Below are 14095 nucleotides of genomic sequence, written 5' to 3' on the forward strand. Positions count from 1 at the left end.
TACCCAATCCTAACTTCTTGCTAAAGAAGCATTTATCAAGCGACCAGTCTGGGCGCACTATGCGTATAAATCTGCGTGGTTCTGACATTTGTATGACCCATTAAATCTTTAATGGTATATATGTCAACACCATTTTCCAACAATAGTGAAGCGAAGCTGTGGCGGGCCACATGGAACAGAACCCACAAAGCAGCCGTCGGCAAACAAGTGACGATAAAACGTAACACGTTTGAAATGAGCGGTTTTTCATTATTCTGCCAAATGTCGGAGACGCAACGGAGTGCGGAATATTGAGCTATTTCAGTTACCAAGCCGTTAGCCGTCAGTTACCGAAGCAGGGACAGGTAACGCACGGAAAATGAAATTGTTGCAAGTCCGTGCCGATTGCGCTGATACGCACCGTTCTGCAAATCAATGGACGCTTACTCGTAAGTTAATTTTGTGACAAAATCAGTAAGCGTATGAAAGTTGAAAAATTCAAGGTGCTGCTCTACCTGAAAAAGAGCGGAACGGACAAGTCGGGCAAAGCCCCGATAATGGGAAGGATAACGGTGAACCGTACGATGGCGCAGTTCGGATGCAAGTTGTCGTGCAAGCCGGAGTTGTGGAACGCGAGGGAAAGCCGTCTGGACGGCAAGAGTCGCGAGGCGGTGGAAACCAATGCGAAACTGGACAAGCTGCTGCTTGCAGTCAATGCGGCATTTGATACGTTGGTGGAGCGTGGGCAGGACTTTGACGCAACGGCGGTCAAGAACTTGTTTCAGGGAAGCATGGACACGCAGATGACGTTGCTGAGAATGACCGACCGTATCTGCGAGGACTTGAAGTCGCGTATCGGCATCGACCGTGCCAAAGGAACCTATCCCGGCTATTACTACATGAGAAGGACATTGGGCGAGTTCATCGAGTGGCAGTTCAAGACGAAGGACATCGCTTTCGGGCAGCTTTCCGAACAGTTCATACACGATTACCAGAATTATGTCATGGATGTGAAAGGCTTGGCGGTGGACACCGTGCGCCACTATCTCGCTATCTTGAAAAAGGTATGCCGCATCGCCTACAAGGAGGGGTATGCCGAAAGATGTCATTTCGCCAATTTCACCTTACCGCAAAAGACAGAGCGTACACCGAGGGCGTTGAACCGTGAGGACTTCGAGAAGATACGCGATGTGGAGATACCCGCATGGCGCACCACGCACATCCTTGTGCGTGACCTCTTCCTGTTTGCCTGTTATACGGGAACCGCCTATGCGGATGCGGTGAGCGTCACAAGGGACAATCTGTACACCGATGACGAGGGATGCCTTTGGCTGAAATACCGCCGCCAGAAGAACGAGCTTCGGGCGAGCGTGAAACTGCTGCCGGAAGCACTCGCCCTGATTGAGAAGTACCATGACGAAAACCGCCCGACGCTGTTCCCGATGATATACCATCCGAACCTCCGTCGGCACATGAAATCACTTGCCGTCCTTGCAGGGGTGAGCAGCACCTTGTGCTACCATCAGGCACGCCACTCCTTCGCCTCGCTGATTACTCTGGAAGCCGGAGTGCCGATTGAAACCATCAGCCGGATGCTTGGTCACTCCGATATAACCACGACCCAGGTCTATGCCCGTGTCACTCCGAAAAAGCTGTTTGAAGACATGGACAGATACATCGAGGCGACCAAAGACTTGAAACTTATCCTTTAATCCTAAAACATTACATCTATGCGCAGTACATTTTCCATATTACCGTACATCAACCGTAACAAGGTGAAGGCTGACGGCACGACCGCCGTCCTCTGCCGCATCACCATAGACGGCAAGAGTTCCACGATGGCGACGGGCATCTATTGCAGACCGGAGGACTGGAACAGCAGCAAGGGAACCATCCGCACCGTCCGCGAGAACAACCGCTTGCAGGAGTTCAAGAAGTCCGTTGAACTTGCTTATGAGGATTCGTTGAAGAAACAGAACGTGGTGAGCGCAGAGATACTGAAGAACACGTTGGCAAGGAAAGCCGTCATCCCCACCAAGCTGTTGCAGATGGGCGAAAGGGAGCGTGAACGGCTGCTTGCCCGTTCAAAGGAGATAAACTCCACGTCCACCTACCGCCATTCGGGATATTACCAGAAATACCTGAAAGACTATCTCACATCGTTGGGCAAGGAGGACATCGAGTTCAGCGATATCACGGAAGATTTCGGCAGTTCCTACAAGGCTTTCATGAAGCGCAACAAGAATTTCAGCGCACAGCAAATCAACAAGTGCCTGTGCTGGCTGAGCAAGCTGGTGTACCTCGCCGTGGACTACGAGATACTCCGTGCCAACCCGTTGGAGGACATGGAATACGAGAAGAAGCCCGCGCCGAAGCACAGGCACATCAGCCGTGCGGAGCTGAAAGCCATCCTTGAAACGCCCATGCTCGACCCGTTGCAGGAACTTGGGCGCAGGGCATTTTTGTTTTCAACGTTCACGGGGTTGGCATATGTGGACATCATGCTGCTCCATCCGCACCATATCGGCACGACGGCGGACGGCAGGCGTTACATCCGCATCAACCGCAAGAAAACCAACGTGGAGGCGTTCATTCCCCTGCATCCGATAGCGGAGCAGATACTCGACCTCTACAACACGACAGACGACACGAAGCCCGTGTTTCCGCTTCCGAGCCGTGACGAGATGTGGTTCGAGATACACGAGTTGGGCGTGGCGATAGGACGGAAAGAAAACTTGTCCTACCATCAAAGCCGCCATTCGTTCGGAACTTTCTTGATTTCGGAGGGCATACCCATTGAGAGCATCGCCAAGATGATGGGGCACTCAGGTATAAAGACCACCCAGCGGTACGCGGAGGTGACTGACAAGAAGATTTCAAAGGACATAGACAACCTGATGGCGGTCAGAATGATGTACGGAACGGGCAAATGGTACAAAAGACAAGAACTGCCAAAAGAAACAAACATTGATAATGAATAATGACTATGGAACGGGGAATAATCACAATCACAGAAAACGGGTTGGTCGCCATACCGACCGCTCCCGTCTGGATGACGCAGCAGGAGATGTCCGATGCGTTCAACGTGTTCGGCTGCGACATCCGCAAGGCTATACACTCTATCTACAAAAACATGGAATTGTTGGAAAGCGAAACGAAGCGGTACATCAAACAGGACAACGGGATAAACTACGATGTTTACAGTCTTGAAATGGTGATAGCCGTTTCCTTCAAGTTGAGAAGTAGGGAGAGCGTGGCTTTCCGGCGGTTCATCATGGGGAAACTATATGCCGCCAATCGGAAAGAACCGTTATATTTGTTCTTTTCGCCAGCGGCATATATACGAAAAGCCCCAAGTTGTTGATACGAAGGATATACGACCAGACAAGGTAAGGAATACGACCTGATGCCGTCTGGTCGTATTCCCTTTGTTCAAATTATGGATGCCGTCTGAACGCTTCCCTATAATTGGCGGCAAGCATACTTTCGATGTCCGATTCCTTGTATAGAATCTTGCCGCCCAACTGGTAATAGGCGATTATGCCGTTGTTGCGGTAGTCCTGCAAGGTGCGTCGGCTCACTTTCAGCCGTGCAGACACCTCCCTGTCCGTCAGGAAGCGTTCACCGCCTAATGTCGGACGGCTGTTTGCCATGAAGTTCTCGATGCCGTCCAACAGACGGTCAAGGCTGTCGCCGAACTCAGCGATAAGCGCATGGTTCTTGGTAATCATTTCACTCATTGTTACATTGGATTTAGTGGTACAATAATAATCAAACGGCTTTGTCTGCCAGCTTACGTTCAACGGGCTTGACAATGCGCGACACATCCTCCGGTCGGTAAAACACCTTGTGGTTTATCTGCGAATAGGCCAGCGTGCCGTTATCACGCAGCGTCTGTAAGGTGCGCGGACTGATGTTCAACTGTCGGCAGACCTCTTGGTTGTCCATCCAGCGGTTTAATGACTTGCCGCCTTGTTTGGCAAGGAGTTCGTTCACACGGTCGGAGAAGCGGCTGAACTTCGCCGCCATTTCCTCAAACGCCTCTTTCTGAAAAATCAATACTTCCATTGTCGATACTGTTTTTAATGTTGATACTCGGTTTTGGACGCAAAGTAAATGGGCATTACGCATCAAACGATGGGTTGGCACAATCGTGGCAGCTTGTGGCAGGGAGTGGCGTTATCCGCCGACCCCGTGACGGCTGTTCCAAGCGTCCGTGATGCAAAGGAAAGCGAAGTCCGGCACAATCCAACCGCTTCGCACCTGCGTGGCAGCATTTGGCATCGGTGTGGTAGCCTGTGGCGTTCATCAGGTTCAAATAAGCCTGCTAATAAACCTGAGCTTGATGTAGAATGAAGTAAGACTTTATTTTATGGAATAGGATTGATTTGAAGAAACATAAAAGCCAACCCATCAAGGAGAAGTTTTGATGGGGAGCAGGTTTGTGTTTCGGGCATACCGAAACGGTTCGCTCCCCATGTTTTGGAAGACGCAAAATCCCTAAAAATAGGTATTGCACGACAATTTCAAGCCTTATACCTTTGCAAAAAATTAAAAACAGACATTGTTCGTTATAAATGCAAGTGCTGAAAGAGGACATAAGGGGTCGGATATTGACGATTGCCAGACAGCAATTCGAGAAGAAAGGCTATTCCAAGACTTCCATGCGCGAAATAGCGGAATTGTCGAGTGTTGGTGTTGGGAATATCTATAACTACTTCACAAGCAAAGATGAATTATTCCGTGAAGTGGTCCGTCCTGTTTTGTGCGCTTTGGAAGCCATGCTGCAAGAACACCACGGCATACGGGGCGAAGATATTATGATGATGCGGTCGGAAAAATACCTGAAATCCTGCATTGACGAATATGTTTCGCTTATAGACAAACACCGTTCGCTAATGGAAATACTGTTGTTCCGTGCGCAAGGTTCTTCATTGGAACGCTTCCGTGAGAATTATACCGACCGTTCCACGGAATTGGTTAAGGCGTGGTTCGCGTCCATGCAGCGGAAACATCCCGAAATCAATACGGCTGTGTCCGATTTTATCATTCATTTGCATACGGTATGGATGTTCACGATGTTCGAGGAGCTATTGATGCATTCCGTACCCCGGCAAGAGATGGAGGCTATTTTGCACGATTATATTCTGTTTGAAATCCAAGGTTGGAGGGCTATTATCAAGATATGAGATACAGACAACGTACATACGAACATTCAACCGCATCAGAACGGTTGGTAAGGAGGAAATCTTCACGGAGGTTTCCTCCTTTTTTTATGAACAATTCTGAATATCGTTCACTATTAAACACTCCAAAAATATGAGACAGAAATACGAGTTTAAGAGTATTGTAGCGGAAACATTGCTTATTCCGCTATACATGAGAGCCAAAGAAAGTCGCCGGAATAATCCCATTCTATATGACAAGGCTGCGGAATGGCTGGCGGACAGTTTGGAATACGATTATTCCCAGTTCGACGGGGCAAAGTTGAGCGAAGTGGGATGCGTGGTGCGTGGATGGTATTTTGACTGCGCTGTGCGCCGATTTATTAAAGCACATTCGCATCCGGTCGTGGTCAATGTGGGATGTGGACTGGATACCCGTTTCCAGCGTATCGGAAGTCAGAAAGCAGTCTTTTATGATTTGGATTTGCCTGAGGTCATTGCTCTACGCCGGGAATTGATACCCGAACAGCCGGACAATGTCTATATTGAAGCGTCTTTGTTGGAGAACGACTGGATGGATGACCTGCGCCGGAAGCACCCCGAAGCAGAATTTATCTTCATCGTGGAGGGGGTACTGATGTACTTCTACGAGAAGCAAGTAAAATCCTTCCTGCATCACGTGGCAAACCGTTTCGGGGGAGGTGAATTGTGGTTTGACGTGTGCGGCACGATAATGAGCCGACATGGTGTGAAGCCCGATTCGCTCCGCAAACACGAGGCTCAAATCCGTTCCGGCATAAGCAACGGGTATGTGGTGGAACAATGGGAACCGTCTTTAAAGCTCATTGAACAGGCTAACTATATGAAGTTCTTCCGTTCACGCTGGGGATTCTTCTTCGGGCAGATATTGGGGCGCATCCCTTGGCTCTGCTACAAATTCAGTTCATTGCTCGGATATAAAATCACATCAAAATAGCGTAATAACAATGGAAAAGTCAAAAAAGAAAAAAGGTTTGTCCCGTCTGTTCGAGATAGCGGGACAAAGGAAAGGTCTGCTTATATTAGCAGGTCTGCTGTCGGCTGGCAGCGCGGTGTGTATGCTTGTGCCTTATTGGGCAGTTTATGAAATTTTGAAAGAGTTGCTGTCGAATGGCTCCAATCTTTCCGCTTTGGACGGAACGGACATGATGCGTTGGGGATGGATTGCATTTGGAGGGCTTGTTGGCGGATTGATATTGCTCTATGCCGCCCTGATGTCCTCACATGTGGCTGCATTCCGTATCTTGTATGGGTTGCGTGTCCGTCTGTCTGAACATATCGGCAAACTGCCTTTGGGATATTTGAACAATACCTCTACGGGAGCCATCAAGAAAACAATGGACCAGAATATCGAGAAAATAGAGGGCTTCATCGCCCATACCATTCCGGATTTGGTCAATGTAATGGCAACGGTAGTGGTAATGCTGGTCATCTTTTTCTCGCTGGATGTGTGGCTGACAGTCGTGTGCCTGGCCGTTGTGGTGCTTAGCTTATTCCTGCAATTTTCCAATTTCATGGGAAAAAGGGCAAGGGAGTTCATGGCCATCTATTACGATGCGCAGGAAAAGATGAGCGCGTCCGCCGTGCAGTATGTACGGGGAATGCCCGTAGTCAAGATTTTCGGGCAGAGCGTCCGCTCATTCCGCCAGTTCAATACCGAAATTCAGGCATACAAGACATTCGCCTTGAAATGTTGTGACACATATCAGAACGGTATGATAGCATTTACCGTCTTGCTTAATTCGATGGTTACGTTTATTCTTCCTATGGGTATTCTGCTGTTGCAAGCCAGTCCGCAATCACTCTCATTGGCTGTGGTGTGGCTGTTTTTTATCATCATGGGACCGGGTATGGCTTCGCCCGTTTACAAACTGACTTTTTTAGGAGGGAATACGCGCGACATCAACGAAGGAGTAAACCGCATTGACCGCATACTGGAAAAGAAACCTGTGCCGGAGCCGGGACATCCGCAAGTGCCTGCTGCTTACGATGTAGAGTTCCGTCATGTATCATTCTTCTACGAAAACACGGAACAGGGAACACGAACGGAAGCCTTGCGTGATGTCAGCTTCAAAGCTCCACAAGGAAAGATAACCGCCCTTGTCGGTCCTTCAGGAAGCGGAAAATCAACGGTTGCCAACCTAATACCCCGGTTCTGGGATGTGGAGCAAGGGGAAATTTGTATAGGAGGTATTGACATTCGTCAGATAGATACGGCAAAACTGATGGACATGGTTTCATTTGTATTTCAAGACAATTTCCTTTTTTACGACACATTATATGAGAACATTGCCGTAGGTTCTCCAGATGCTACAAAAGAAAAGGTAATAGCCGCTGCGAAAGCTGCCCAATGCCACGATTTCATAGAGCGTTTGCCGCAAGGCTACGAAACAAGGATAGGCGATAAAGGTGTATTCCTGTCCGGCGGTGAAGCCCAACGGATATGTGTAGCTCGTGCCATATTGAAGAATGCTCCGATACTGGTGTTGGACGAAGCCACTGCCTTCGCTGACCCTGAAAACGAGCATAAAATGCAGATGGCTTTGCAGTCACTGATAAAGGATAAAACGGTCATTGTGATTGCCCATCGCCTTTCTTCCATCATCTCCGCACATCAGATTGTCGTCATGAAAGAAGGACGCATTGTGCAATGCGGAAAGCATGAACAGCTGTCCGTGACGGAGGGTGTATATAAAAATATGTGGGATGCCTATACGAGCGCATACCATTGGACATTGAACAAAAACTAAAAGCAATATGAGAAAGAAGAATTTCTTAAACAAGGTCTTGCAAAACACAAGTTGTCCGCAAGGATTTTGGGGACGGATGATTTTGCGAGGAATGAATTGTTTTCATGCATCTTTAGCTAATCGTGGCATGAAGCAAGTGGAATGGCAGCCGAATTGGAATGTTCTTGATATAGGCTGTGGCGGTGGTGCGAATTTGAAACGTTTATTGAATTTATGTCCGAAAGGAAATATCTACGGCATAGACCTGTCAGAAGAAAGTGTTTCATTCGCCCAAAAGTACAACGAAAAAGACTTGAATAAAAGATGTTTCATACAACAAGGGAATGTTTGTTCATTACCTTATGAGAATGGATTCTTTAATGCTATCACGGCTTTTGAAACGATCTATTTCTGGTCGCCTGTAAACATAGCGTTGTCTGAAGTGGCGCGTGTTCTCCGAGAAGGAGGTTGTTTCCTTATTAGTCTGGAAGCGAGCGACCCCGAACTTGGAAAAATGTGGACGGAACGGATAGATGGTATGGTTGTCTATACTCCGGCAGAATTGGAAGAACGGTTGCATGAAGTCGGATTTTCATCCATCAGAACAATCCGTAAAAAGGAAGAAATACATATTATAGCATATAAATAAAATAAGATATGAATGCAATAAAGAATATTACAATAGGTCACACGGAAAGACTTTACAAGCCGGTGGGTTACACCATGCTTGCCAACTTAGTGAATATAGTACCGTTTTGTCTTTCTATAGAAGCGATACGTATCATTTTCAGTGCATTTGACGGGAGCGGACAGCCGCTTGACACGACCCGCCTGTGGTGGATATTCGGCATTATGGCTGTTTATATGCTGGTCATGGCTTTGGCAGAACGGGCATCCTACCGAGCCAATTTTAGAGGAGCATACGAAATGAGTGCTTCCGGGCGTTTGTCGCTGGCGGAGCACTTGCGGAAACTATCGTTGGGCTTTTTGTCGAAACGTGATCCGGGTGATTTGTCGTCTATGCTTGTTACGGACTTCATGATGGCAGAAACCGGAATTTCGCACCACCTGCCCCAACTTATGGGTGCCATAGTCATGCCCGTACTGGCTTTTGCTTCGCTTGTATGGATAGATTGGAGGATGGCGGTCAGTATGTTTGCCGCCTTGCCGCTTGCCTTGCTCGTCCTGTGGGCAAGCACAAAGGCACAGCGGAAGTTAAGCGGCAGGCAAATTCAAGCAAAAATAAATGCTGGAAATCGGTTGGAAGAATACTTACAGGGTATTCGTGTAATGAAAGCGTACAATCTGATAGGTGACCGCTTTGTTAGGTTGCGCGATGCTTTTGCGGAACTTCGCCGTGCTTGCATCCGTCAGGAGGCCTTGTTAGGCCCATTCGTCTTGTTGAGCATCACTTTAGTACGTGCCGGGCTGACAATGATGGTGCTATGTGGAACTTACCTTCTGTTGGGAGGGCAACTTTCAATCCTTGTATTCGTGCTATTCCTTGTAGTCGGTTCTCGTGTGTTCGACCCGCTGACTTCCGCACTAACAAACTTTACCGAGTTCCGCTATTTTTCCATTGCCGGTGGACGCATCCTTTCCTTGATGAACGAGCCGGAGATGAAAGGAGAACGGCAATCCCCGGCAGCAGGCGATATCCGGTTTGAACACGTATCGTTTGCCTATCAAGACAAGGAAGTGTTGCATGATATAAACATTACGCTCCCGAAAAACTCCTTGACGGCTCTTGTCGGACCTTCGGGAAGCGGGAAAAGTACGGTGATGAAGCTTTGCGCCCGTTTCTACGACCCACAGAAAGGATGTATCTTTTTCAATGGTGTTCCGATGAATGAGATAAATCCAGAAAGTCTGATGAGCCACATCTCTATGGTATTTCAGGATGTCTATCTGTTTCAGGACACCATACGCAATAATATCCGCTTTGGTAAAACTGACGCGACGGAAGAAGAAATTATAGCCGCAGCTAAAAAAGCCTGTTGCCATGATTTCATCATGCGGTTGCCCAAAGGATATGACACCTTGGTAGGCGAAGGAGGGTGTACCCTTTCGGGCGGAGAAAAGCAACGCATATCCATAGCCCGTGCCATGCTGAAAGACGCACAAATCATCCTGCTTGATGAAGCGACCGCCTCACTTGACCCCGAAAATGAAGTGGAAGTACAGAAAGCCATAGATGCACTCATCAAAGGGCATACTGTCATTGCCATTGCGCATAGACTTAAAACCATTAAGGGGGCAGACCAAATTATCGTGTTGGATAACGGACAGATAAAGGAAAAAGGTACGCATGAAACATTGATGCAGGCCGAAGGGTTGTATGCCCAACTATGGAATATTCAGGAACAAATTTCAGGTTGGAAACTGTAAAAACGGTATAAAAATCAATAGGATGCCTGTTTTTATAGAGCAGGCATCTTTAAAATGATAGATTCTTAAATGAATTTACGGTATAAAGTGTTAGTAGGATATTTTATCTTAATTGTACTTATCGGCTTTATGGCATCAATTCTGGTACGTGAACGACATCGAATATCAGAAATTGATTTACAAAACAGCGAAGTACAGCAAGCTATACGTGATATTCACAATGTCCATCGATATATCACTCGGCTTACCATGTTGGGAGAGAGTGTCATTGATTGGAACAGAACAGACTGTAGTCATTACCGTATCCAACGTCTGTGTACAGATAGTCTGTTACAAGCATTGAAGTTCCATTGTGCAGCATATGTGTATCCAGCGCAGATAGACACTCTTCGCTCTCTACTGGCAAGCAAGGAGGAACATCTGCGGCATATCATGTCGGTATTTGAACGGCAGGAAGAAGCCGACAGTATTTTGGTGAACCACCTGCCCGAAGTGGCGAAACGTGCGACCAGTCTGCGCACCGTACAGCAGAAGAAAAAGGGCATCGCAGGTTTCTTCGGCGGCAAAAAGACCGTACAAGTACTTCCCTCAGCCCAAGAGTTGCACGAGTTTGGCGACAGCTTGATTGCCCTGCAACGGAAACAGGCGACGGAGATGGATGCCTACACCGACAGCCTTCGCATACGTAACCGGACATTGAACACCCAACTGAACCGTCTTGTCAGCGACCTTGACAGGCAGGCATTGGGGGCGTTCATACAGAAAGAGCGGAAGATGGCGGAGGCGCAAAGCCTATCCGTCAGGCTGTTCACCGCTACCATATCGGCAGCCATCATCCTGCTGTTCCTGTCCTATCTCACCATCCATAGGGAACTGAAACGCAACGCGGACGAAAAGAAAAAGCGTGAAAAGCTTATCGGCAAATTGCAGGAGAGCAACGCCAAGAACGAGGAACTTCTACGCTTGCGGCGCAACCTCATACAGAACGTAAGCCATGAACTGCGTACACCTTTGACCGCCATCAGCGGCAACGCCGAACTTTTGCTGAACGATGACAACAAGGATAGCCGAGTGCGCCATGCGGAAACAATAAAGACTTCGGCAGGACGCATGGCATCCATGCTGAACAGCCTCATGGACTATTTCAGGTTGGACAGCAGGAAAGTGACAATCCTATCCAAACCATTCAGGCTAAACCTGATAGCGGATACTCTTGAAACGGAGTTTACCATGCAAGCAAAGTCAAAGCATTTGACCTTGACCGTTTGTAACTATGCGAATGAAGTAGTGGACGGCGACAAGAACCGTATTTTGAGCATAGGCGGCAACCTGCTTTCCAATGCCATCAAATTCACGGACAACGGCACTATTGCTCTGGCAACCAGATACAAGGGCGGTGTTTTTACGCTGACGGTGGAGGATACGGGTACGGGCATCAGCGAAGAACAAAAGGAACGGATATTCAAGCCTTTCGAGCGGCTGGGCAATGCCGCCACGCAGGACGGCTTCGGGTTGGGACTTCCCATCGTGAAACAGCTTGTGGAACTGATGAACGGACGTATATCGGTGGAAAGCGTAAAGGATAAAGGCAGCAAGTTCACCGTTGTTCTTCCATTGCCGAAAACCGAAGAAACAGAATCTGACGGGAAGAAAGAACAGGTGCAAGACATTATTTCAAATTACAGCGTAATGGTGATAGACAATGACCTTGTGACGCTCAGCATGATACGGGATATGCTTGTACAGAACGGCATAAGTTGTGATACTTGCCTGACGGTAGAAGAATTGACGGATAAAATGCGCGGAAAGGATTATGACATCCTAATAACCGATTTGAAGATGCCTGACATGAATGGTTACGAAGTGCTGGAACTCTTACGCACATCCGACATCGGCAACTCACGCACGATTCCAATTGTGGTTGTAACGGCGGCAGGGTTCATCACGGAGGAAGAACTGAAATCGGCAGGGTTCACCGCCATGCTCGGTAAACCGTTCTCCATTGCCGAACTACTGAATGTAGTAAGTCAATATGCCAATAAAGAGTATAGACAACTGCTCGACTTCTCGGCTTTACTCACCTTTGGCGACAGGCGACATACATTGGAACGGTTGGTAACGGAAACGGAGAAAGAAATGGATGAAGTGCAGAACGCGGCGAAAGAGAAAAACATGGAGGCATTGGATGGCTGGGTACACCACCTCAGAAGTTCATGGATGCTGATGAAAGCGGAACAGCCGTTGCAGGAATTATATGCCGTAATTCACAGCGATAGTCCAACGGACGGAGAGATAACACATGCAGTTAATGCTGTATTGGCACAAGGTAAAATGATTGTGGACTTGGCAAGAAAGGAAGCGAAACGATGGGAAGAATAATTGTTGTGGAAGACAACCTCACTTTCTCCGGCTATGTATGCAGGCTGTTGAAAAGCAAAGGTTTCCAAGCCGTCAGTGCGTCCACTTGCAACGGGGCACACAAACTGTTCGCCAAGATGTGCGAGGACGATATTGTGCTCGCCGACCTGCGCCTGAACGACGGTGACGGCATCTTGCTGTTGGATGAACTTCGCAAACAAGGGAAACGCAATCCCTACATCATCATGACGGACTATGACGAAGTGCCAACCGCCGTCCGGTCGATGAAGTCGGGTGCGGAGGATTATATCCCGAAGAAGCTAATTGAAGACAATCTCTTTCCTCTCCTGAAAACCTTACAGAAAAGGACAGAACGGCACGAAACGCCCATTCACGAGCGGCAGAGTGCGGCTTTCCGTGAAATAGACCACAAGATAAAATTGGTCGCACCAACCAACATGAGCGTGTTGGTGCTGGGCGAGAACGGAACGGGAAAGGAGCACATTGCCGAGAAAATACATACAATGAGCAAACGGGCAGGCAAGCCTTTTGTCGCTGTAGACTGCGGCTTACTGTCGAAAGAGCTTGCTGCGTCCGCACTGTTCGGACATGAGAAAGGAGCGTTTACAGGTGCGGATGCCAAACAGAAAGGTTATTGGGAGGAAGCCGACGGCGGTACGCTGTTCCTTGACGAGATAGGCAACCTGCCAGCCGAAGTACAACAGATGATGCTCCGGGCATTGGAAACCAAACGGTATAGACCCATAGGCGGCAACAAGGAAAAGGCAGCAGACGTGCGCATCATAGCCGCCACCAACGAGGATATGCAGTCTGCAATCGCCGAAAAGCGTTTCCGTCAGGACTTGTTCCACAGGATAAAGGAATACACGTTGAACATACCGCCGTTGCGTGAGTGCTGTGAGGACATCATGCCGCTTGCGGAGTTCTTCCGTGAACTTGCCAACAAGGAGTTCGGCAAACAGGTGAAAGGCTTTGACGCGGAGGCAAGGAAGAGGATGCTCGCCCATCCGTGGAGCGGCAATGTGAGAGAACTGAAAGGAACTGTACGTTCGGCGGTGCTGTTCACCGACGGGGATGTGATAACGGCTGACAAACTGAATTTTGAAGAACCTCTGCTGTCGGGAGAAGCATCCTTGTCCTTGAAGAACGTGGAAATGGAAAAGAGGCAGATAATCCGTGCTCTGAAACAGGCGGACGGCAACCGCTCGCTGGCTGCTGAACTGCTCGGCATCGGGCGCACCACACTATACGGCAAGATGAAACAATACGGCATCAAGTACAAGGAATAAGGCACGATTGCCGCAGGTCAGAAACAGGTTGCCCGACTTCGGAGAGGCAACTCGGCGGCAAGGCTTGCGAGAGTAACTCGCAAGGTTTTGAGTAACTCAAAACATACCTTGCTGCTGCCACTTTTCG

General features: G+C 48.4%; 13 protein-coding genes and 1 pseudogene. 10 read left to right on the plus strand and 4 right to left on the minus strand.

From position 1 onward, the window contains the following. Nucleotides 1-35: 35 nt before the first annotated feature. Nucleotides 36-182, minus strand: a pseudogene (locus tag Q3C19_RS13610) (tyrosine-type recombinase/integrase); the annotation flags it as partial. 279 nt (nucleotides 183-461) lie between these two features. On the opposite strand from Q3C19_RS13610, the gene Q3C19_RS13615 reads away from it, so the two are divergent. The 3 genes from Q3C19_RS13615 to Q3C19_RS13625 are packed head-to-tail and all read left to right on the plus strand — an operon-like array spanning nucleotide 462 to nucleotide 3343. Next, entirely contained in the window at nucleotides 462-1691 is a 1230-nt protein-coding gene (locus Q3C19_RS13615) for a site-specific integrase (protein ID WP_302729968.1), read from the plus strand. Nucleotides 1692-1709: 18 nt separating this feature from the next. Further along, complete coding sequence (locus Q3C19_RS13620) at nucleotides 1710-2960, plus strand: site-specific integrase (RefSeq protein ID WP_302729970.1); 1251 nt, start codon at nucleotides 1710-1712, stop codon at nucleotides 2958-2960. Next, nucleotides 2960-3343: a transporter gene (locus Q3C19_RS13625; protein WP_270711253.1), complete on the plus strand. Its 384-nt coding sequence runs from the start codon at nucleotides 2960-2962 to the stop codon at nucleotides 3341-3343. The genes Q3C19_RS13620 and Q3C19_RS13625 overlap by 1 nt, the downstream gene beginning before the upstream one ends. A gap of 73 nt (nucleotides 3344-3416) precedes the next feature. On the opposite strand, the gene Q3C19_RS13630 is transcribed toward Q3C19_RS13625, so the two are convergent. From Q3C19_RS13630 to Q3C19_RS13640, 3 genes are read right to left on the minus strand one after another with little or no spacing between them, the layout of a single operon-like run. Continuing rightward, the gene (locus Q3C19_RS13630) at nucleotides 3417-3719 is read right to left on the minus strand and encodes a helix-turn-helix domain-containing protein (RefSeq protein ID WP_302729980.1); all 303 of its coding nucleotides are present in this window, start codon (nucleotides 3717-3719) and stop codon (nucleotides 3417-3419) included. Between the two features lie 31 nt (nucleotides 3720-3750). Then, complete coding sequence (locus Q3C19_RS13635; RefSeq protein WP_148331082.1) at nucleotides 3751-4047, minus strand: helix-turn-helix domain-containing protein; 297 nt, start codon at nucleotides 4045-4047, stop codon at nucleotides 3751-3753. A 55-nt stretch (nucleotides 4048-4102) separates the two neighbouring features. After that, complete coding sequence (locus Q3C19_RS13640) at nucleotides 4103-4297, minus strand: hypothetical protein (RefSeq protein WP_204480897.1); 195 nt, start codon at nucleotides 4295-4297, stop codon at nucleotides 4103-4105. 259 nt (nucleotides 4298-4556) lie between these two features. Between Q3C19_RS13640 and Q3C19_RS13645 the strand changes: the two genes are divergently transcribed. The 7 genes from Q3C19_RS13645 to Q3C19_RS13675 all read left to right on the plus strand — a co-directional run bounded on the left by Q3C19_RS13645 (nucleotide 4557) and on the right by Q3C19_RS13675 (nucleotide 13968). After that, the gene (locus Q3C19_RS13645; RefSeq protein ID WP_141427651.1) at nucleotides 4557-5168 is read left to right on the plus strand and encodes a TetR/AcrR family transcriptional regulator; all 612 of its coding nucleotides are present in this window, start codon (nucleotides 4557-4559) and stop codon (nucleotides 5166-5168) included. Between the two features lie 130 nt (nucleotides 5169-5298). Continuing rightward, nucleotides 5299-6120 (plus strand): class I SAM-dependent methyltransferase, encoded by an 822-nt coding sequence (locus Q3C19_RS13650; protein ID WP_302729987.1) that lies wholly within the window; start codon nucleotides 5299-5301, stop codon nucleotides 6118-6120. A gap of 10 nt (nucleotides 6121-6130) precedes the next feature. Next, nucleotides 6131-7933, plus strand: coding sequence for an ABC transporter ATP-binding protein (locus Q3C19_RS13655; RefSeq protein ID WP_302729989.1), 1803 nt, complete (start codon nucleotides 6131-6133; stop codon nucleotides 7931-7933). A 7-nt stretch (nucleotides 7934-7940) separates the two neighbouring features. Next, nucleotides 7941-8561 (plus strand): class I SAM-dependent methyltransferase, encoded by a 621-nt coding sequence (locus tag Q3C19_RS13660; RefSeq protein ID WP_302729991.1) that lies wholly within the window; start codon nucleotides 7941-7943, stop codon nucleotides 8559-8561. Between the two features lie 8 nt (nucleotides 8562-8569). Then, nucleotides 8570-10300, plus strand: coding sequence for an ABC transporter ATP-binding protein (locus Q3C19_RS13665; RefSeq protein ID WP_148331086.1), 1731 nt, complete (start codon nucleotides 8570-8572; stop codon nucleotides 10298-10300). Nucleotides 10301-10549: 249 nt separating this feature from the next. Beyond that, nucleotides 10550-12679, plus strand: coding sequence for a hybrid sensor histidine kinase/response regulator (locus Q3C19_RS13670; RefSeq protein WP_302729994.1), 2130 nt, complete (start codon nucleotides 10550-10552; stop codon nucleotides 12677-12679). Further along, nucleotides 12667-13968: a sigma-54 dependent transcriptional regulator gene (locus Q3C19_RS13675; RefSeq protein ID WP_122120987.1), complete on the plus strand. Its 1302-nt coding sequence runs from the start codon at nucleotides 12667-12669 to the stop codon at nucleotides 13966-13968. Before Q3C19_RS13670 ends, Q3C19_RS13675 begins: the two co-directional genes overlap by 13 nt. Nucleotides 13969-14095 lie beyond the last annotated feature (127 nt).

Origin of the sequence: Bacteroides sp. ET489, assembly GCF_030518095.1 — a bacterium.
In the GTDB taxonomy this organism is placed as follows: Bacteria; Bacteroidota; Bacteroidia; order Bacteroidales; family Bacteroidaceae; genus Bacteroides; species Bacteroides ndongoniae.